Consider the following 18,524-nt stretch of genomic DNA (forward strand, 5'->3'; position numbering starts at 1 on the left):
GGCATGGAGAGGCCCCCGCGCCAGGGGGAGGAACGCGGGGGCCGGAGGGGATCTCCACAGGCGCTGACCGGGGGTGTGTCAGCAACTTGATTGTTGCACGTGCACGGGGCTCGCGGGAGGGGCTGCGGCGGAAAAATCGTCGGAAATGTTCACCTGATGTTCTTCTTGCGCCGTGACCTTCTCACCGCTATATGGCTACCCCGCCGCCGTGGCGCGAAAACCGCGGAGCCGAAGGCTGTTCGACACCACGAACACGCTGGACAGCGCCATCGCCGCCCCGGCGATCATCGGGTTGAGCAGTCCGAACGCCGCCAGCGGAATGCCGACCACGTTGTAGGCGAACGCCCAGAACAAATTGCTCTTGATCGTGGCCAGCGTGCGCCGCGACAGCCGGATCGCGTCCGCGGCCAGCCGCAGGTCGCCGCGCACCAGGGTCAGGTCGCCCGCCTCGATCGCGGCGTCCGAGCCGGTGCCCATCGACAGGCCGAGGTCGGCCGCGGCCAGCGCCGGGGCGTCGTTGACGCCGTCGCCGACCATCGCCACGACCTCGCCGCAGGCCTGGAGCCGCCGCACCGCGGCGACCTTCTCCGCAGGCAGCACCTCGGCGATCACGTCGGTGATGCCGACCTCGGCAGCCACCGCCCGCGCCACCGCCTCGTTGTCGCCGGTCAGCAGCACCGGCCGCAGGCCGAGCGCGCGCAGCCTGATGACCGCTTCGGCGCTGGTCGGCTTCACCGCGTCGGCGACGGCGACCAGCCCCAGGGCCTTCCCGCCAGCCGCGGCGGCGATCACGGTGCGGCCCCCCGCCTCGGCCGCGGCCTGCGCCTCGACCAGCGCGTCGGGCAGTTCGACGCGGTGCTCGGCGAGCAGCCGCGGCCTGCCGACCACCACCGCCTCGCCGTCCACGGTGCCGGTGACGCCCAGGCCCTCGGCGTTGCGGAAGCCCTCGACCGCGGGCAGGTCGGGTGCCTCTTGGGCCGCGTGCGCCGCGATGGCCACCGCGATCGGGTGCTCGGAAGCCGACTCGACGGCCCCGACCAGCCGCAGCAGCCGCTCCGGGGTGACGCCGTCGGCGGGGATCACGTCCACGACCGCCATCCGGCCGGTGGTGACCGTGCCGGTCTTGTCCAGCACGACCGTGGTGACCCGCCGGGTCGACTCCAGCACCTCGGGGCCCTTGACCAGGATGCCCAGCTGCGCGCCCCGGCCGGTGCCGACCAGCAGCGCCGTCGGCGTGGCCAGCCCGAGCGCGCACGGGCAGGCGATCACCAGCACCGCGACCGCGGCCGTGACGGCGGCGTCCGCGCCCGCGCCGGTGACCAGCCAGCCCGCCAGGGTCAGCGCGGCCAGTACCAGGACGACCGGCACGAACACCGCCGAGATCCGGTCGGCGAGCCGCTGGACCTCGGCCTTGCCGGTCTGCGCCTGCTCGACCAGCCGGGCCATCTGCGCGAGCTGGGTGTCCGCGCCGACCCGGGTTGCCCGGATCACCAGCCGACCGCTCGCGTTGACCGTGCCGCCGACAACCGAGTCCCCTGGGGCCACCTCGACGGGCGCCGACTCGCCGGTGACCAGCGACCGGTCGACCGCCGACGCGCCTTCTTCGACCACCCCGTCGGTGGCGATCTTCTCGCCCGGCCGGGCGAGGAACAGGTCGCCGACCCGCAGCTCGGCGACCGGGACCCGGCGCTCCACACCGTCGCGCAGAACGGCGACATCCTTGGCGCCCAGCGCGAGCAGCGCCCGCAGCGCGTCGCCCGCCCGCCGCTTGGACCTGGCCTCCAGCCAGCGGCCGAGCAGCAGGAAGGTGGTCACGCCGACGGCGACCTCGAAGTAGATGTCGGCGGTCGCGTGCCCCTCTGCGGGCAGCAGGCTGAACTCGTGGCGCAGCCCGACCGCCCCCGCGCCGCCGAACAGCAGCGCGTAGACCGACCACAGGAACGCCACGGTGACGCCCATCGACACCAGGGTGTCCATGCTGGCCGAGCCGTGCCGCAGGTTGACCACGGCGGCCCGGTGGAACGGCCACGCGCACACTCCGACCACGACGTAGGACAGCGCGAGCGCCGTCCACTGCCAGGTGGGGAACTGCCAGGCGGGGACCATCGAGACCGCGATCACCGGGGCGCTGAGCACGGCGGAGATCAGGAACCGCAGCCGCAGCTCGTCGGCGTGCGCGTCGGCTCTGCGGTCGTCGTCCTCGGCGGGCTCCGGCTCGGCGCGGACCGGGCTGGCCGCGTACCCGGCGCCCACGACGGCGGTGACCAGCGTGTCGGTCGGGAACCCTGGCGGCACCTCGACGGTGGCGCGCTCGGTCGCGTAGTTGACCGTCGCGCGCACCCCGTCGAGCTTGTTGAGCTTGCGCTCCACCCGGCCCGCGCAGGCGGCGCAGGTCATCCCGCCGATGGCGAGCTCCACCGTCTCCTGGGCGCGTTCGATGGTCGTCATCGCGGTCCTCTAGTTGGCGAGCTGGTATCCGGCCTCGGTCACCGCTGCGGCGACCTCGTCCCGGTTCAGCTCGGTTGTGCTGGTCACGGTGACCGCGCCGGTCTTGAGGTCGACGTCGATCCCGGAGACGCCCGCGATGCCGGACAGTTCCTCGGTGACCGAGTTGACGCAGTGGCCGCAGGTCATGCCGCTGACGGTGTAGACGGTCTGCAGAGACACAGGTGTTCCCTTCGGTGGTGCTTGTCGGTTTTCGGGGGCGGTGGGACCGGGCGCGGCGTCAGGACTTCACGAGCCGGGCGATCGCGTCCGCGGCTTCGCGGACCTTCGCCGCGGCCGCCTCGTCGCTCTGTCGGGCGGCGTCCACCACGCAGCCGGCCATGTGCTCCTCGAGCAGTTCCAGCGCGAACGCCTGGAGGGCCTTGGTCGCGGCCGAGACCTGGGTGAGCACGTCGATGCAGTAGGCGTCCTCGTCGACCATCCGCTGCAAGCCCCGCACCTGTCCCTCGACCCGGCGTAACCGCCGCTGGTGGGACTCCTTCTTGGCGCTGGGGGTACCCGGGTGCTCGTGCTCCATGCCGTCGACCATACCCTTAGGGGGTAGGGGTTGTGCAAACGGAGTGTGGCGAGCCTTACTCCATACGGCCGTTCGGGTGAGCGGACAGCCGGTGAACTCCTGGCGACTCCTGGATCGCATCGGGAAAACCGATCACGTACCGCTACCTACAGTGGAATGCGGTTCACCCTGCGGGGGGCTGTGACCGCGGCGAGATCTCTCATAGCCTCACGCCAAACAAAGCCGGGGAGGCACAATGAGCGGGTCACTCGAAGTGCGGAGTTTTCTTCTGCAGCAAGACAGCCTCGGAACGGCGGGGCAGTTCTCCTCGGGCGTCCCCACTCCACGCTCGGGCGACACCAGCCGCGTCTCCGAGGAGCAGGTGCGCCGCGCCCGCCTCGCGGTGGCCCGCGGCGCGCGCAGCGCGGAGGACTGCCGCGAGCTGCTCGACATGCTCGGCCTGGTCGACGGCGAGGACGGCATCCCCGCCGTCTGCCGCTGACCGCGAGCACACCGCCGCCGCGGGGGACACCGTCGTCCCCATCGGTCGTCGCCGACGGGTCCATCTTCGTCGGCTGAGCGACCGCGCGGGGCCGATGCCGCCTGCCTCCACCCGCCCACCACCCAGACCGCGACCCCCGCTCGGTGCCCCGAGCGGGGGTCGCATCACGCAACCGTCCCTCCCGCTGCTCGAACCACGAGCGTTTGCCCAGCTCACAGCGGTTATGGGGCCCCCGTTTTGGCGGATCACGGGCCGTGCCCTAAGCTACACATGCTCCCAGCGAAACCGGGCGGTCAGCGGTGGACCTGGAAGCGCGGTCGATCGGTTCGCCCGGAATTGGTCGGGCTCCCATCGTCTAGCGGCCTAGGACTCCGCCCTTTCAAGGCGGCAGCGCGGGTTCGAATCCCGTTGGGAGCACGGAAGACAGCAGTAGCAAGGCCCTGTGGCGCAGTTGGTTAGCGCGTCGCCCTGTCACGGCGAAGGTCGCGGGTTCGAGTCCCGTCAGGGTCGCGAGCGAGCTTTTGGCTCCCCCTGTCCACGGAAAGCGTGGACAGGGCGCTCGCTGATAGTACCGGGGGGGCGACCCCCCCGAACCCCCCACGGTGCGAGCTCCACCGGACCCAGCGTGGTTCGGTGTGAGTGACACCAGCTGGTGGTTCACCTGTTGGTGGGGTAAGGCCAGGTAGCTCAGTTGGTACGAGCGACCGCCTGAAAAGCGGTAGGTCGGCGGTTCGACCCCGCCCCTGGCCACAACAGCATGTTCCAGACGAGACGGTCCTCCTGGTGGAGGGCCGTTTTTGTTTTGTCTGGGGTGGTTTTTCTGGGGGGAGTGCTAAGAAATGTTTGTCGTGCGCTGGAGGTGCTAATGGGGGTGGGGGTGGTGTTGGGATGGTGACAGGTTTTGCGGGTGGGGATTATTGGGTGTTGACAGGTGTTCTTCGGGGGATCACATTGGGCCTTATTGTCGGCTCAATGGGGAGTGGTTAAGTGAATAAAGGGCTTGCGCGGCGGCGGGTCGGGGCTTTGGCTTTGGCCGGATTGGTTGGGGCTGGGGTCTTTGTCGGGGTGACGGTGGGGGTGGACGCGCCCGCGGTGGCGGCGGAGGATTTCTATACTCCGCCGGTTTCGCTGCCTGGTGGGCGGAATGGGGATGTGATCAAGACTGGGCCGTCCGGGTTCAGTGGGGGCAAGGCGACGCGCGTGATGTATTTGTCGCGCGACACCAAGGACAAGGCCATTCCGGTGACCGGCACGGTGATCGTGCCCAACACGCCGTGGGCCGGGCCGGGGCCGCGGCCGATCGTGGCGTACGCGCCGTTCACGGCGGGGATGGGGGACCAGTGCGCGGTCTCCAAGGTGCTGGCCGGGGACACGTCTTCCGACGTGGTGGGCAGCGTGCAGACCCAGTTCATCAACCCCCTGCTGCAGAAGGGGTTCGCGGTCGCGCAGACCGACTATGAGGGCCTGGGGGTGCCGGGGATGGAGCACACCTACGTGATGCGGCGGTCCGAGGCGCACACGACCCTCGACGTGGTGCGGGCGGCGCAGCGGCTGCCGGAGCTTGGGTTGTCCACGGACGCGCCGGTGGGCATCGTGGGCTACTCCCAAGGCGGCGGGGCGGCCGCGGCCGCGGTCGAACTGGCGCCGGAGTACGCGCCGGAGCTGAACATCAAGGGCGCCTACGCCGGTGCGCCGCCCGCGGACAAGGCGGTGCTGGGCAAGAGCCTGGACGGGGCCTACGCGGCGGGATTCCTCGGCTTCGCGCTGATCGGGATCAACACCGCGTACCCCGAGGCGAAGATGATGGACCTGGCCAACCCGACCGGAGCCCAGCTGTTCGTCCAGGCCAGCAAGATGTGCACGACGGACGCGATCTTCCAGCTCGCGTTCAAGCAGACGAGCACGCTGACCAAGGACGGCAAGCCCGTCTCGGCGTACATGCAGCAGGAGCCGTTCAAGTCGGTGGTGGAGGACCTGCGGATCGGCAACCGCAAGCCCGCAGCGCCAGTGCTGGTCGAGCACGCGGGCAGCGACGACATCGTGCCGTTCGGCCAGGGCAAGCAGATGGCCAAGGACTGGTGCGCCAAGGGCGCGACCGTCCAGTTCACCGAGCTGACCGCGCTCCCGATCTTCGCCCACGCCACGGCCGCGTTCGGCGCGTCCGGCAGCGCCGCCAACTGGATCGCGGGCAGGCTCACCGGGTCCGCGCCCGCGACGGGCAACTGCGGGCGGTTCTGACCCGCCGATCGACCTCGCCCGACCTGGCCGGGCCGGGCCACCGCTGGTGGCCCGGCCCGGCCTGTTTTGTGATCAAGGGCACATTCGCCTGCCGGGGTGGCGGCGACCGCGTGACAGGAAGCTGTCCGGGGCCACTTCGATGTTCCGAATCGGGCCAGGCGCAGGTAGACGGGCTGGAAAGCGCGGCAGAGGGAAACTCCGACTGCGAATGGACCAATGCCGGTACCGCTGGATGGCCGCGGCGGCCCATGCCCGGAGTTGCGAAGCTTGACGGCCGCGAATTATCCGGAAGCGTTAAACGTGTTCGGCCGTTCAGCCCTGTGTTTGTACACGGGGTGACAGTTTTGACTGTCGTGTTCGGACTGTCGCATGTGATCGGTGAGGTGCCGTTCACCTGCGGTCTTGGGTCCGGTCGGACACGCCTGCGGTGCCGGGATGGCTACTGAACGTGTAACAGGTTACCCGCTGGCCGGCTATCTACCCGGTCGGGTGACACGAAAACTAACCCTCCGTGTAACAAGCCCGGGGAGGTGAACGAATCAGCTATCGCAGCCATGCCCCGGACAGGCAGTCCGGACGGGCTGGCTCACCAAGACAAATGACCAAGGCGAGGGCTCTCGGGGATGCCCCGCGACGTGCATGCCCGATCCGGCCTGAACCAGGGGATACACGATGCGTGACCAAATTGGGTTACCGCGCCGAAGAACGACCATGTGGCCCGCGCCGACGAGCGCCCGCCGCGGTCGGGCGCCACGACGGGCGCTGCCCGTCGGGGAGCCGTCTTGCCCGCCGGTGGCGGACTGGGAGCCGCAGTACCGCCTGAGCGTCATCTTCGCCGACCTGTTCGCCATCCTGTTCGGAGTGCTGGCCGTCGGCGGGTTCGTCGGCGGCCGGGTCGATCCCGGCGGGCCGCTGGTCCGCGGCGTGACCGTGGTGGCCTTCCTGGTGCTGGTCGGCGCGCTGATGGTCAACCGGGCGTGGAACGTCGCGGTCCTCGGCCAGGGCGCGGAGGAGTTCCGCAGGCTCGGGCGCGGGTTCGTCGCCGCGGGCGTCGTGCTCGCGCTCGGCGGGCTGCTCTTCGACATCGCGAGTATGCGGCCATGGGTGTTCGTCGTGGTCCCCGCGACGGCCCTGGTCGCGTTCCCGCTGCGCTACGCGCTGCGGCAGGGCCTGCACCGGGCCCGCCGCGACGGCCGCTGCCTGCTGCCGGTGCTGGCCGCGGGCAGCGTCGACACCGTGCGCGACCTGATCACCCGGACCCGCGGCGCGTCGCACCTCGGCTGGCGCGTCGACGCGGTCTGCACCGCCGACGGGCTCGGCGAGGGCGTCACCGAGCTGGAGGGCGTGTCGGTCGTCGGCACCCTGTCCGACCTCGCCACGCACGCCCGCCGCGGCGGCTACCGCATCGTCGCGGTCACCCCCGACCAGTACTGGACGCCCAAGCGGCTGCAGCAACTGGCCTGGCGGCTGGAAGGCAGCGGCGCGGAGATGGTCGTCGCGCCGGTGCTGATGGAGGTCGCCGGTCCCCGGCTGCACGTCGACGGCGTGCTCGGGATGCCGCTGCTGCGGGTCTCGGCCCCCTCGTTCACCGGGGTGCGGCGCGTGGTCAAGGACGTCGTGGACAAGGTGGGCTCCGGCCTGCTGATCACGCTGCTGGCGCCGCTGATGCTGGTGGTGGCGCTGGCCATCGCGGTCGACAGCCGCGGCCCGGTGTTCTACAGGCAGCGCAGGGTCGGCAAGGACGGCCGCGAGTTCACCATCATCAAGTTCCGCACCATGGTCACCGGCGCGCACAAGATGGTCGCCGACCTCGCCGAGCGGAACGAGGGCGCGGGCGTGCTGTTCAAGATGCGCAAGGACCCGAGGGTGACCCGGGTCGGCGCGATCCTGCGCCGCTACTCCATCGACGAGCTTCCGCAGCTGTTCAACGTGCTCACCGGGCCCATGTCGCTGGTCGGGCCCCGGCCGCCGCTGCCGGAGGAGAGCGCCCGCTACGCCCCGGACGTGCGGCGGCGGCTGCTGGTCAAGCCGGGGCTGACCGGGCTGTGGCAGGTCAGCGGGCGCAGCGACCTGCCGTGGGAGGAAGCGGTGCGGCTCGACCTGCGCTACGTCGAGGACTGGTCGCTCGCGCTGGACGCGGTGATCCTCTGGAAGACATTCCGGGCCGTGTTCAGCGGCCAGGGCGCGTACTGAGTCTTTTTATCTTTTCAAATGCTTCACGAGAGGGATAGCAGCGTGGGAACCATCGGGCTTGCCGTCATCGGCGCGGGATACTGGGGGCCTAATCTCGTGCGCAACGCGCAGGCGACCCCGGGCCTGCGTTTGGAGTACCTGTGCGACCTCGACGCCGACCGCGCCCGCCGCGTCCTGGGCGACTACTCGACGGTGCGCGTGTCGGACTCGCTGGACGAGGTGCTCGCCGACCCGGCGGTGCAGGCCGTCGCGATCGCCACCCCGGCCAAGACCCACCTGTCGGTGGCCATGGCCGCGCTGGCAGCGGGCAAGCACGTCCTGGTGGAAAAGCCGTTGGCGGCAACCTATGCCGAGGGCAGGCAGCTGGTGGACGCCGCCGACGCGCGCGGCCTGACGCTGATGCTCGACCACACCTACTGCTACACCCCGGCCGTGGCGCACCTGCGCGACCTGGTGCGCGGCGGGGGAATCGGCGCGGTGCAGTACCTGGACTCGGTGCGGATCAACCTGGGCCTGGTCCAGCCGGACGTGGACGTGCTGTGGGACCTCGCGCCGCACGACCTGTCGATCTTCCTGTCGATCCTGCCCGACGACGTGGCGCCGCTCGCGGTCGCCGCGCACGGGTCGGACCCGATCGGCGCGGGCCACGCCTGCGTGGCGCACCTGACGATCCAGCTCACCGGCGGCGCGATGGCGCACGTGCACGTGAACTGGCTGTCCCCCACCAAGATCCGCACCATGGTCATCGGCGGCTCGGCGCGCACGGTCGTCTGGGACGACCTCAACCCGACGCAGCGGCTGTCGGTCTACGACCGCGGCGTCGACCGCTCCGTGCCCGGGGACCTCGGCGCGGAGAAGCGCGCGCAGACCATCGTGTCGTACCGCACCGGGGACATGGTCGCCCCGGCGCTGCCGGAGAAGGAGGCGCTGCGCGCGGTCATGGCCGAGTTCCACGCCTCGATCACCGAGGGGCGCGCGCCGCTCACCGACGGTCGCTCCGGCTTGCAGGTTCTGTCCATTCTGGAGGCCGCGTCGGCGAGCCTCGCCCAGGGCGGGGCGTTCCTGCCTGTTCTCGGCGCCGATTTCCGTGAAGGGGTCAAGGCATGAGCGAGCTTGCGAGCGAATCATCGACACAGTGCGGCGAGTGGAGCCACCGAACTTGTGAGGTGGCCGCATGAGCAGCCAGCCGATTGAGGGCCAGCGGGCCCTGGTGACCGGTGGGGCGGGCACCATCGGCTCGTCGGTGGTGGACCAGCTTGTCGCGGCGGGCGCCGCCGAGGTGGTCGTGCTCGACAACTTCGTGCGCGGCCGTCGCCAGAACCTGGCCGATGCCGACGCCAGCGGCAGACTGCGGGTGGTCGAGGGCGACATCAACGACCGGGCGCTGGTCGTCGAGCTGAGCAAGGGCACCGACCTGGTGTTCCATCTCGCCGCGATCCGCATCACCCAGTGCGCGGAAGAGCCCCGGCTGGCGCTGGAATGCCTGGTGGACGGCACGTTCACGGTCATCGAGGCGGCGGCGGACGCCGGGGTGAAGAAGGTCATCGCCTCGTCGTCGGCGTCGGTCTACGGGCTCGCGGAGACCTTCCCGACCGACGAGCGGCACCACCCGTACAACAACGACACCTTCTACGGCGCGGCGAAAGCGTTCAACGAGGGCATGTTGCGCAGCTTCAAGGCGATGCGCGACCTGGACTACGTGGCGCTGCGGTACTTCAACGTCTACGGGCCGCGCATGGACGTGCACGGCCTGTACACAGAGGTCCTGATCCGCTGGATGGAGCGCGTCGTCGACGGCAAGGCCCCGCTGATCTTCGGCGACGGCGCGCAGACGATGGACTTCGTGCACGTGCACGACATCGCCCGCGCCAACATCCTCGCCGCCCGCGCGGACGTCACCGACACCGTCTACAACATCGCCAGCGCGCAGGAAACCAGCCTGCTGGAACTGGCGCAGGCGCTGCTCGGCGCGATGGACTCCGACCTCGGCGTCGAGCACGGCCCCGAGCGCAAGGTCAACGGCGTCACCCGGCGGCTGGCCGACATCGGCGCGGCCGAGCGGGAACTGGGCTGGCGGCCGGAAATCAAGCTCGATGACGGCCTGCGCGGGCTCGTCCAGTGGTGGCGCGGGGAGAAGCAGGCGTGAGCATCCCGGTCATGAAGCCGTTCCTCGGCGAGGAAGAAGCCCTCGCCGTGGCCGAGGCCGTGCGCTCCGGCTGGGTCGCGCAGGGTCCCCGGGTGGCGGCGTTCGAGGAGGCGTTCGCCGCGCGGGTCGGCGCGGAGCACGGGGTCGCGGTGTCCAGCTGCACGACCGCGCTGCACCTGTGCCTGCACCTGCTCGGCGTGGGTCCCGGCGACGAGGTGGTGGCGCCGTCGCTGTCGTTCATCGCGACCGCCAACGCGATCCGCTACTGCGGGGCCACACCGGTGTTCGCCGACGTCGACCCGGTCACCGGCAACCTGACCGGCAGCACCGTGGCCGAGGTGGTCACGCCGCGCACCAAGGCGGTGCTGGTCGTGCACCAGGGCGGGGTGCCCGCGGACGTGCACGCGATCCGCATCGCGGCGGGCGGCGTTCCGGTGGTCGAGGACGCGGCGTGCGCTGCCGGGTCCACTGTGTACGGCCGGCCGGTCGGCGCAGGCGCGCTGCTGGCGGCCTGGTCGTTCCACCCGCGCAAGCTGCTCACCACCGGTGAGGGCGGCATGGTCACCACCGACGACGCCGACTGGGCCGCGCGGCTGCGCAGGCTGCGCGAGCACGGCATGAGCATGTCGGCCGCCGACCGGCACGCGGCTGGCGGCGCGGTGGTCGAGTCCTATGTGGAGATCGCGTTCAACTACCGCATGACTGACATCCAAGCGGCCATGGGACTGGTGCAGCTGCGCAAGCTCGACGGCATCGTGGAACAGCGCCGCGAGCTGGCCGCGCGCTACCACGAGATGCTGGCCCCGATGGGCCTGCGCGCGGTGACCGACCCGGCGCACGGGACTACGAACTACCAGTCGTTCTGGGTGGCGCTGCCCGAGGGCGCGCCGCCGCTGGCCGACGTGCTGTCGCGGCTCGCCGGGTCCGGGGTGTCCGCGCGGCGCGGGATCATGGCCGCGCACCTGGAACCCGCCTACGCCGGGCACCCGCACGGGCCGCTGCCCGCGACGGAGGACCTGGCCCGCCGGTCGCTGATCCTGCCGCTGCACCACGAGTTGACCTCAGCCGACCAGCGGCGCGTCGTCGGCGCGCTGGCGCAGGCGATCGAGCTGGTGGCATCGTGATCGCCCGCCCGGTCGCGGTCGTCATCGTGACCTACAACAGCGCCGAGGTCGTCGGCGACTGCCTGCGCGCGCTGCCCGCCGCACTCGACGGCGTGGCCGACGCGCGGGTCGTCGTGGTCGACAACGCCTCCACCGACGGCACCGCCGAGGTGGTGGCCGCGGCCGATCCCGATGCCAAGATCGTGGTCCGGGCGGGCAACGACGGGTTCGCCGCCGGGGTCAACACCGGTGTCGCGCACGCGCTGGGCTGCGATGTGCTGGTGCTCAACGCCGACATCCGGTTGTCGCCGGGCTCGGTCGCCACTCTGCGCGCGGCCGTCGGCCCCGGCGTGGGCGTCGTGGCGCCGCGACTGACCGATGTGGACGGCCGCGTGCAGCACTCGCTGCGCCGCGCGCCGACCGTGGCCCGCTCCCTGGGCGAGGCCGTGCTCGGCGGCGCCCGCGCGGGCCGGATCGCCGCCCTCGGCGAGACCGTGACGAACCCGGCCGCCTACGAGCGCGCCCGCACCGTCGACTGGGCGACCGGCGCCGCGTGGCTGGTCACCCGCGAATGCCTCGAAGCCGTGGGCCCGCTGGAGGAGCGCTACCTGCTCTATTCCGAGGAAACCGACTTCATGCTGCGCGCCGGGGCCGCGGGCTTCCGCACCCGCTACGAGCCCGCCGCGCACGCGGTGCACCTCGGCGGCGAGGTGCTGACCTCGCCGCGGCTGTGGTCGCTGCTGGTGACCAACAAGGTCCGCCTGCACCGCGAGCGGCACGGCCGGGGCGCCGCCGCGCTGATGTGGCTGGCCGCGGTGCTCAACAACCTCCCGCGCGCCCTGCGCGGGTCGGCGACCGCCCGGCACCGGGCCGCCCTGCGGGGCCTGCTGCGACAGCGCCGCTGGCCTGCCCCACTGTCCACAGTGGATCGAGACGCGCCGCCGTACGTGTGCTTCTCCGCGCAGGACTGGTGGTACCACAACCAGGCGCACTCCGACTTCCAGCTCATGCGCCGGGTCGCCGAGCACCGCAAGGTCCTGCTGGTCAACAGCATCGGCCTGCGGATGCCCACCCCGGGCAAGAGCACCCAGTTCCTGCGCCGCATCGCCCGCAAGGCGGGCAGCGTCGCCAAGCTGGTGCGCCGCCCGCTGCCGGACGTGCCCGGCTACCACGTGATGACTCCGCTGCCGATCCCGTTCTACGGCAGCGCCTGGGCGCGCAGGCTCAACGCCACCCTGGTCCGCGCGCAGGTCCGCGCGGTGTGCGCGGTGCTGCGGATGCGCGCCCCGGTCATCGTCGCGACCATCCCCACCGCGTGGGACGTGGTCGAGCCGATGCCGCGCCGGGGCCTGCTGTTCAACCGCTCCGACCGGCACTCCGCGTTCCCCGAGGCCGACCAGGGCACGATCGCGGCGCTGGAGGACAAGCTGCTCACCGGGTCGGACCACGTGCTCTACGTGAGCCGTGAGCTGCAAGCGGAAGAGGCCGCCTCGACCGGCGACCGGGCGTACTTCCTGGACCACGGCGTGGATCTGCGGCACTTCCGCCGCCGCGACACGCTGCCCGCCGACCTCGCGGCGATCCCCGGGCCGCGCATCGGTTTCTTCGGCAGCCTGGACGACTACCTGGTCGACTTCGACCTGCTGGAACGGCTCGCCGTCGAGTTCCCCGAGGCGTCCCTGGTGCTCATCGGCGACGCGACGCTGAGCATGGAGCGGTTCGACAAGCACCCGAACGTGCACTGGCTGGGCTTCCGGCCCTACGCGGAGATCCCCGCGTACGGCAGCGGGTTCGACGTGGCGATCATGCCGTGGCTGGACAACGACTGGATCAAGCACGCCAACCCGATCAAGCTCAAGGAGTACCTTGCGCTCGGGCTGGCCGTGGTGAGCTCGGACTTCCCGGAGATCCGCCACTACGCCGACCGGGTCCGGGTCGCCCAGGGGCACGACGCGTTCGTCGACGCGGTCCGCCAGACCATCGACGACGGCGGTGCGTCCACTATGGACGATCGGCGCGCGTCGGTGCTGCCCGCGTCCTGGGACTCCCGGGCGCGGCAGCTCATGGACCTGGCTGAGGGGCAGCGGTAGCCATGTGCGGAATCGCGGGCTTGCGGCGCCTGGACGGCGCCCCGGTCGACCTCGGTGTCCTCGCCGAGATGACCAAGCTGCTGCACCACCGCGGCCCCGACGCCGCGGGCACCTGGATCGACGGCCCGACCGGGTTCGCCCACACCCGGCTGTCGATCATCGACCTCGGCGGGTCCGCCCAGCCGATGGCCAGCCACAACCGCCGCAGGCACGTGGTGTTCAACGGCGAGATCCTGAACTACCGGCAGCTCCGGTCCAGACTGGACTACCCGTTCCGCACCGACGGCGACACCGAGACCCTGGTCGCGCTGTACGAGAAGCACGGCGTCGACGGCGTGGACCGGTTGCGCGGCCAGTTCGCCTACGCGGTGGCCGACGCCGACACCGGCGAGCTGCACCTGGTGCGCGACCGGCTCGGCATCCTGCCGCTGTACTACTACGTCGATGACGAGGTGTTCGCTTTCGCCTCGGAGATCAAGGCGCTGTTCCCGGTCATCGGCAACCGCCAGGTGGATCGCGCCAGCCTGCACGACTACCTCGCGCACCGCTCGGTCCCCGCGCCGAACACCCTGATCCAGGGCGTGCGCAAGGTTCCGCGGGGGCACCGGCTGACCCTGGGCCGCGACGGCCAGGTGCGGCTGCGCGAGTACTGGCGCATCCCGACGCGCGGCGGCCGCCGCGACGTCACCCCGGGCGACGCGGTGCGGCTGGTCTCCGACGCGCTCGAAGCGTCCATTGAGGACGCTCTGGTCGCGGACGTGCCGGTGGGCGCGTACCTGTCCGGCGGCATCGATTCGAGCCTGATCTGCGCGCTGACCGCCAAGGCCCGCCATGGCGAAGGGCTGCACACGTTCTCGGCGGGCTTCGGCGACCCCCGGGTGGACGAGCTGGACTGGGCGCGCAAGGTCGCGGGCATCGTCGGCAGCGAGCACCACGAGGTCATCGTCACCGCCGACGACTTCAAGGACTCGTGGGCGAAACTGAGCTGGCACCGGGACGCGCCGCTGTCCGAGCCGGCCGACGTGGCCGTGTTCCGGCTCGCCGAACTGGCCCGCAAGCAGGTCAAGGTCGTGCTGTCCGGCGAGGGCAGCGACGAGCTGTTCGGCGGCTACCCCAAATACCGCTTCGCGAACGCGACCCGCTGGGCCGGACTGGTGCCCGCGCCCGTGCGCGGCGCCCTGCTGCCCCGGCTGGAACGCGCGCTGCCCGCGTCCCGCGCCCGCCTGGGCGTCGCGGTCCGGGCGATGGCGGAAGCCAGTGCGGCGGAACGGATGCGCGGCTGGTTCGCGCCGTTCACCGAACGGGAACGCGCCGGGCTGCTGGGCGGACCCGCTGCGCGCAGCGCGATCGAGCCCTACCGGGACGGGCGCGGCGACGCGCTGCGCCGGATGCTCTACGCCGACTCGCACGCCTGGCTCGCCGACAACCTGCTGGAGCGCGGCGACCGGATGTCCATGGCCGCGTCCCTGGAACTGCGGCCGCCGTTTCTCGACCACCGGGTCGTGGAGTTGGCGTTTTCCCTGCCCAGCTCGGTGAAGGTGCGCGGCGGGACGACCAAGTGGGTCGTCAAGGAGGTCGCCCGCAAGCACCTGCCGAACGACGTCGTCGACCGCGCCAAGTCCGGCTTCAAGGTCCCGCTCGACGCCTGGTTCCGCGACGGCCTGCGCGACATGGCCAACGACCTGCTCACCGGGCCGTCGTCGTTCGTCGCCGACGTTCTCGACCCCGGCGCGGTCCGCACCCTGCTCGCCGAGCACGCCGCGGGCACCCGCGACGAGCAGCCCCGGCTGTGGACGCTGCTGTCGCTGGAGGTCTGGCACCGCGAAGTGGCCCGCGCATGAGCCGCCCCCTGCTCCTGGTGGGCGCGGGCGGGCTGGCCAGGGAAGTCCTCGCCGCCGCCCGCGCGCTCCCGGAGTCCTTCGAGCCCGTCGGGCTGCTCGACGACGACCAGGCCCGCCACGGGTCCGAAGTGGACGGTGTGCCGGTGCTCGGTCCGACGGACCTGGTGCACGAGCACACTGACGCCGCCGTGCTGGTGTGCGTGGCGTCACCTGCCCGCCCCGACGGCCGGGCGAACCTGGTGCGCAGGCTGGGCCTGCCGCCCGAGCGCTACGCCACCCTGGTCCACCCGATGGCCTCGGTCGCGCCCGGCGTCACCTTCGGCGAGGGCGCCGTGCTGCTCGCCGGGGTCGTCGTCACCGCGCCGCAGCGCGTCGGCGCGCACGTGGTCGTCATGCCGCACGCGCTGTTCACCCACGGCGACGTCATCGGCGACTTCGTCACCTGCGCCGGTCGCGCCACGCTCTCCGGCGATGTGACCGTCGCCCAGTCGGCGTATCTCGGCGCGGGGTGCGTCATCCGCCAGGGTGTCCACATTGGAGCGAAAGCGGTCGTCGGCATGGGCGCGGTGGTGCTGCGCGACGTGCCGGACGGCGAAACCTGGGCAGGCGTGCCCGCCCGAGAACTCTGCGAGTCCCGCGAGGAGAAGACATGAGCATCCCCCTGGTCGACCTGGCCGCCCAACACGCGGCCGTGGCCGATGAGGTCGCCGCGGGCTGGGCGCAGGTGCTGGCCACGACCGCGTTCGTCGGCGGCCCGCAGGTCGCCGCGTTCGAGGCCGAATACGCCCGCTACGCCGGAGTGGAGCACTGCGTCGGCGTCGGCAACGGCACCGACGCCCTGGAGTTCGCCCTGCGCGCGCTGGGCGTCGGCCCCGGCGACGAGTGCGTCGTGCCCGCCAACACCTTCATCGCCACCGCCGAGGCCGTCGCCCGCGCCGGAGCCACCCCGGTCCTGGTGGACTGCGACGAGGACACCGCGCTGATCGACGTCGCCGCGGCCGCCGACGCCGTCACCGCGCGCACCCGGGCGGTGCTGCCGGTGGACCTCTACGGCCAGGTCGCGCCGATCGAGAAGCTGCGCGCCGCGCTGCCCGCCGAGGTCGCCATCGTCGAGGACGGCGCGCAGTCCCAGGGCGCGACCCGCCACGGCCAGACCGCCGGTTCGTTTGGCGACATCGCCGCCACCAGCTTCTACCCCGGCAAGAACCTCGGCGCGTACGGCGACGGCGGCGCGGTCACCACCGCCCGCGCCGACCTCGCCGAGCGGGTCCGGCTGCTCGGCGCGCACGGCTCGCCGCGCAAGTACGAGCACCCGGTGCTCGGGTTCAACAGCAGGCTCGACACACTGCAAGCCGTTGTCCTGTCGGCGAAGCTGCGCAGGCTCGACGGCTGGAACGCCGCCCGCCGCGCCGCCGCCGCCCGCTACGACGCGCTGCTCGCCGACGTCGCCGGGGTGCGCACCCCGGTCGTCGCCGAGGGCAACGTGCCGGTGTGGCACCTGTACGTGATCCGGGTCGCCGAGCGCGACACCGTGCTCAAGGCCTTGCACGCGGCCGGAATCGGCGCGGGCATCCACTACCCGACCCCGGTCCACCGCACCGGCGCGTTCGCAGGCCTCGGACACGGCGAGGGCGCGTTCCCGGTCAGCGAGCGCGTCGCGGGCGAGATCCTGTCGCTGCCGCTGTTCCCGGAAATCACCGAGGCGCAACAGGAACGCGTGGTCTCCGCGCTGGCGGACGCGGTGTTCGCATGAGCGAGCTTGCGAGCGAATCATTGACACAGTGCGTAGGCGCGCGGGGCCACCGAACAAGTGAGGTGGCCCCATGAGCGGCGTGTTCGTCCACGACCAGGGCATCTGCGAAAGCGACGAGGTCGGCGACGGCACCCGGGTGTGGGCCTTCGCGCACGTCCTGCCCGGCGCCCGCGTCGGCCGCGACTGCAACATCTGCGACGGCGCGTTCGTGGAAACCGGCGCCACCCTCGGCGACCGGGTGACGGTCAAGAACGGGACCCTCGTCTTCGCCGGGGTCACCTGCGAGGACGAGGTCTTCCTCGGCCCCAACGTGTTGTTCACCAACGACTTCCGGCCCCGGGCGGCAATTCGCAAAGGCCCCGACCAGTTGGTGGAAACCCGTGTTCGGCACGGCGCCACCCTCGGCGCGGGCACGGTCGTCGTCTGCGGAGTCGAGATAGGACGGTACGCGTTCGCCGCGGCGGGCTCGGTGGTCACCAAGAGCGTGCCCCCACACGCCTTCGTGGCGGGCAACCCCGCCCGCCAGAAGGGCTGGGTCTGCGAATGCGGCGAACGCCTGGACGAGGTCCTGCACTGCCCGGAATGCCGCCGCGACCACATCCTGGCCGACGACGGCAACGGCCTCACCCCGGCTTAGCCCGCCAGTAGCAGCGGCACAAGCTTCTCGATGAACGGGGTGCTGTCACCACCGCTGAACCAGTTCACCCACAGCGAGGCCGGAACATCGTCGCGCAGCCACACTTCCCGCAGTTTGTCCCGTGCGGGCTTGACTGGGCGTCCGGCGATCGTCTCGGTGAACTCGGCGCGGTTGACGTTGGGCCGCAACCAGAGTGAGACGGCCACGTCGGCGCCGTTGGTGATGCGGCACTGGCCGTCGTGGTGGGGCGCGATGGTCAGGGTTGCGGGATCGACACCCAGCGCGGCAACTGCCGCAGTGCACAGCTGCTGTGCGGACAGCGGATACGGCACGTCGACCACCCCGCCACGGGGCGCGGGCGGAGTCGGGACATAGCCCATCAAGCCGAGTTCTCCCGTGACCGCGGGCATGGGAGAACTCGGCTTCGCCAGCGGCTCGATCACGCCCGTCAGGACGTCGTCCACCAGGTCGGTGAAGGCCGAGGGCCGGTCCATGGTCGCCAATGACCCGGCGGTGACCCGGAAGGTCAGGGCGTTGCGGTTGGCCGCGCTGCTGTCATCGACCAGTGTCACGTAACCATCGGCCCGGAACGGCGCCTCCATCGAGGTGCTGACGCGACCCGGCCTGCCCGCGTGCTGAATGTCCCTTGACGGAGTGCCGATGTATGACCGCCACCCGCTGGGATCAAGATCCTGGGTCGCCAGCTCGATCCGCATCCGGTTCGACGTCACCAGGCAGGCCAGGTTCGTGGAGCTGCCGTAGATCTCGCGGCGCACCGGGCCGTGCAGCAGCTCAGACCACCGTTGCGGGGTCATCGTGTGGCAGATCGTCTGCGCCGCGGTTTCCGCGGACGAATAGGTGAAATACTCACCGGAAGTGCGCGGCACCTTCCGGAGATTCTTGTCGGAGGACTCTGTGATCTCGGCTTCCGCCCACGGGCTCGCGACCTGCCCGTCATTGGTCACCGCCAGGCCATGAACCGGTGCGGCGCACCCCGCCATCAGCAACGACGCAACCAGA

The 18,524-nt window shown here is 71.4% G+C and carries 15 protein-coding genes and 3 tRNA genes; 14 read left to right on the forward strand and 4 right to left on the reverse strand.

Going from position 1 to position 18,524, the window contains the following annotated elements; all coding sequences use genetic code 11:
• Positions 1 to 195: 195 nt before the first annotated feature.
• Genes BLS56_RS13340 through BLS56_RS13350 form a run of 3 tightly spaced genes read right to left on the reverse strand, consistent with a single transcriptional unit; the run spans position 196 to position 3,022 of the window.
• A complete protein-coding gene (locus BLS56_RS13340; protein WP_091450326.1) occupies positions 196 to 2,448 on the reverse strand; it encodes a heavy metal translocating P-type ATPase in 2,253 nt (750 codons plus the stop codon).
• 9 nt (positions 2,449 to 2,457) lie between these two features.
• Positions 2,458 to 2,667, reverse strand: a complete 210-nt coding sequence (locus BLS56_RS13345) for a heavy-metal-associated domain-containing protein (protein ID WP_091450327.1) — start codon at positions 2,665 to 2,667, stop codon at positions 2,458 to 2,460.
• A 58-nt stretch (positions 2,668 to 2,725) separates the two neighbouring features.
• The gene (locus tag BLS56_RS13350) at positions 2,726 to 3,022 is read right to left on the reverse strand and encodes a metal-sensitive transcriptional regulator (RefSeq protein ID WP_091450328.1); all 297 of its coding nucleotides are present in this window, start codon (positions 3,020 to 3,022) and stop codon (positions 2,726 to 2,728) included.
• A gap of 235 nt (positions 3,023 to 3,257) precedes the next feature.
• Between BLS56_RS13350 and BLS56_RS13355 the strand changes: the two genes are divergently transcribed.
• From BLS56_RS13355 to BLS56_RS13420, 14 genes are all read left to right on the forward strand, one after another.
• Positions 3,258 to 3,503 (forward strand): hypothetical protein, encoded by a 246-nt coding sequence (locus BLS56_RS13355; protein ID WP_091450329.1) that lies wholly within the window; start codon positions 3,258 to 3,260, stop codon positions 3,501 to 3,503.
• Between the two features lie 344 nt (positions 3,504 to 3,847).
• Positions 3,848 to 3,920 (forward strand) — tRNA-Glu (locus BLS56_RS13360).
• Positions 3,921 to 3,939: 19 nt separating this feature from the next.
• Positions 3,940 to 4,013: transfer RNA gene (locus tag BLS56_RS13365), tRNA-Asp, on the forward strand.
• A 166-nt stretch (positions 4,014 to 4,179) separates the two neighbouring features.
• A tRNA-Phe gene (locus tag BLS56_RS13370) sits at positions 4,180 to 4,253 on the forward strand.
• Positions 4,254 to 4,703: 450 nt separating this feature from the next.
• Positions 4,704 to 5,741, forward strand: a complete 1,038-nt coding sequence (locus BLS56_RS13375) for a lipase family protein (protein WP_407640511.1) — start codon at positions 4,704 to 4,706, stop codon at positions 5,739 to 5,741.
• Positions 5,742 to 6,452: 711 nt separating this feature from the next.
• The gene (locus tag BLS56_RS13380) at positions 6,453 to 7,934 is read left to right on the forward strand and encodes a sugar transferase (RefSeq protein ID WP_091450331.1); all 1,482 of its coding nucleotides are present in this window, start codon (positions 6,453 to 6,455) and stop codon (positions 7,932 to 7,934) included.
• 42 nt (positions 7,935 to 7,976) lie between these two features.
• Positions 7,977 to 9,041, forward strand: a complete 1,065-nt coding sequence (locus tag BLS56_RS13385; RefSeq protein WP_228771604.1) for a Gfo/Idh/MocA family protein — start codon at positions 7,977 to 7,979, stop codon at positions 9,039 to 9,041.
• A 67-nt stretch (positions 9,042 to 9,108) separates the two neighbouring features.
• Entirely contained in the window at positions 9,109 to 10,080 is a 972-nt protein-coding gene (locus BLS56_RS13390) for an NAD-dependent epimerase/dehydratase family protein (protein ID WP_091450333.1), read from the forward strand.
• The gene (locus BLS56_RS13395) at positions 10,077 to 11,204 is read left to right on the forward strand and encodes a DegT/DnrJ/EryC1/StrS family aminotransferase (protein WP_228771605.1); all 1,128 of its coding nucleotides are present in this window, start codon (positions 10,077 to 10,079) and stop codon (positions 11,202 to 11,204) included. Before BLS56_RS13390 ends, BLS56_RS13395 begins: the two co-directional genes overlap by 4 nt.
• Positions 11,201 to 13,273 (forward strand): glycosyltransferase, encoded by a 2,073-nt coding sequence (locus BLS56_RS13400; RefSeq protein ID WP_091450334.1) that lies wholly within the window; start codon positions 11,201 to 11,203, stop codon positions 13,271 to 13,273. Before BLS56_RS13395 ends, BLS56_RS13400 begins: the two co-directional genes overlap by 4 nt.
• 2 nt (positions 13,274 to 13,275) lie before the next feature.
• Positions 13,276 to 15,114, forward strand: coding sequence for an asparagine synthase (glutamine-hydrolyzing) (asnB, locus tag BLS56_RS13405; RefSeq protein WP_175482807.1), 1,839 nt, complete (start codon positions 13,276 to 13,278; stop codon positions 15,112 to 15,114).
• Positions 15,111 to 15,767, forward strand: coding sequence for an acetyltransferase (locus BLS56_RS13410; protein WP_091450335.1), 657 nt, complete (start codon positions 15,111 to 15,113; stop codon positions 15,765 to 15,767). Before asnB ends, BLS56_RS13410 begins: the two co-directional genes overlap by 4 nt.
• Positions 15,764 to 16,867: a DegT/DnrJ/EryC1/StrS family aminotransferase gene (locus BLS56_RS13415; protein WP_091450336.1), complete on the forward strand. Its 1,104-nt coding sequence runs from the start codon at positions 15,764 to 15,766 to the stop codon at positions 16,865 to 16,867. Before BLS56_RS13410 ends, BLS56_RS13415 begins: the two co-directional genes overlap by 4 nt.
• Positions 16,868 to 16,937: 70 nt before the next feature.
• The gene (locus BLS56_RS13420) at positions 16,938 to 17,504 is read left to right on the forward strand and encodes an acyltransferase (protein WP_091450337.1); all 567 of its coding nucleotides are present in this window, start codon (positions 16,938 to 16,940) and stop codon (positions 17,502 to 17,504) included.
• On the opposite strand, the gene BLS56_RS13425 is transcribed toward BLS56_RS13420, so the two are convergent.
• On the reverse strand, positions 17,501 to 18,469 hold the full coding sequence (locus BLS56_RS13425; protein WP_139190659.1) for a hypothetical protein: 969 nt from the start codon (positions 18,467 to 18,469) through the stop codon (positions 17,501 to 17,503). The two genes, BLS56_RS13420 and BLS56_RS13425, sit on opposite strands and share 4 nt — an antisense overlap.
• Between the last annotated feature and the right edge of the window lie 55 nt (positions 18,470 to 18,524).

This window comes from Actinokineospora iranica (assembly GCF_900101685.1).
GTDB lineage: Bacteria > Actinomycetota > Actinomycetes > Mycobacteriales > Pseudonocardiaceae > Actinokineospora > Actinokineospora iranica.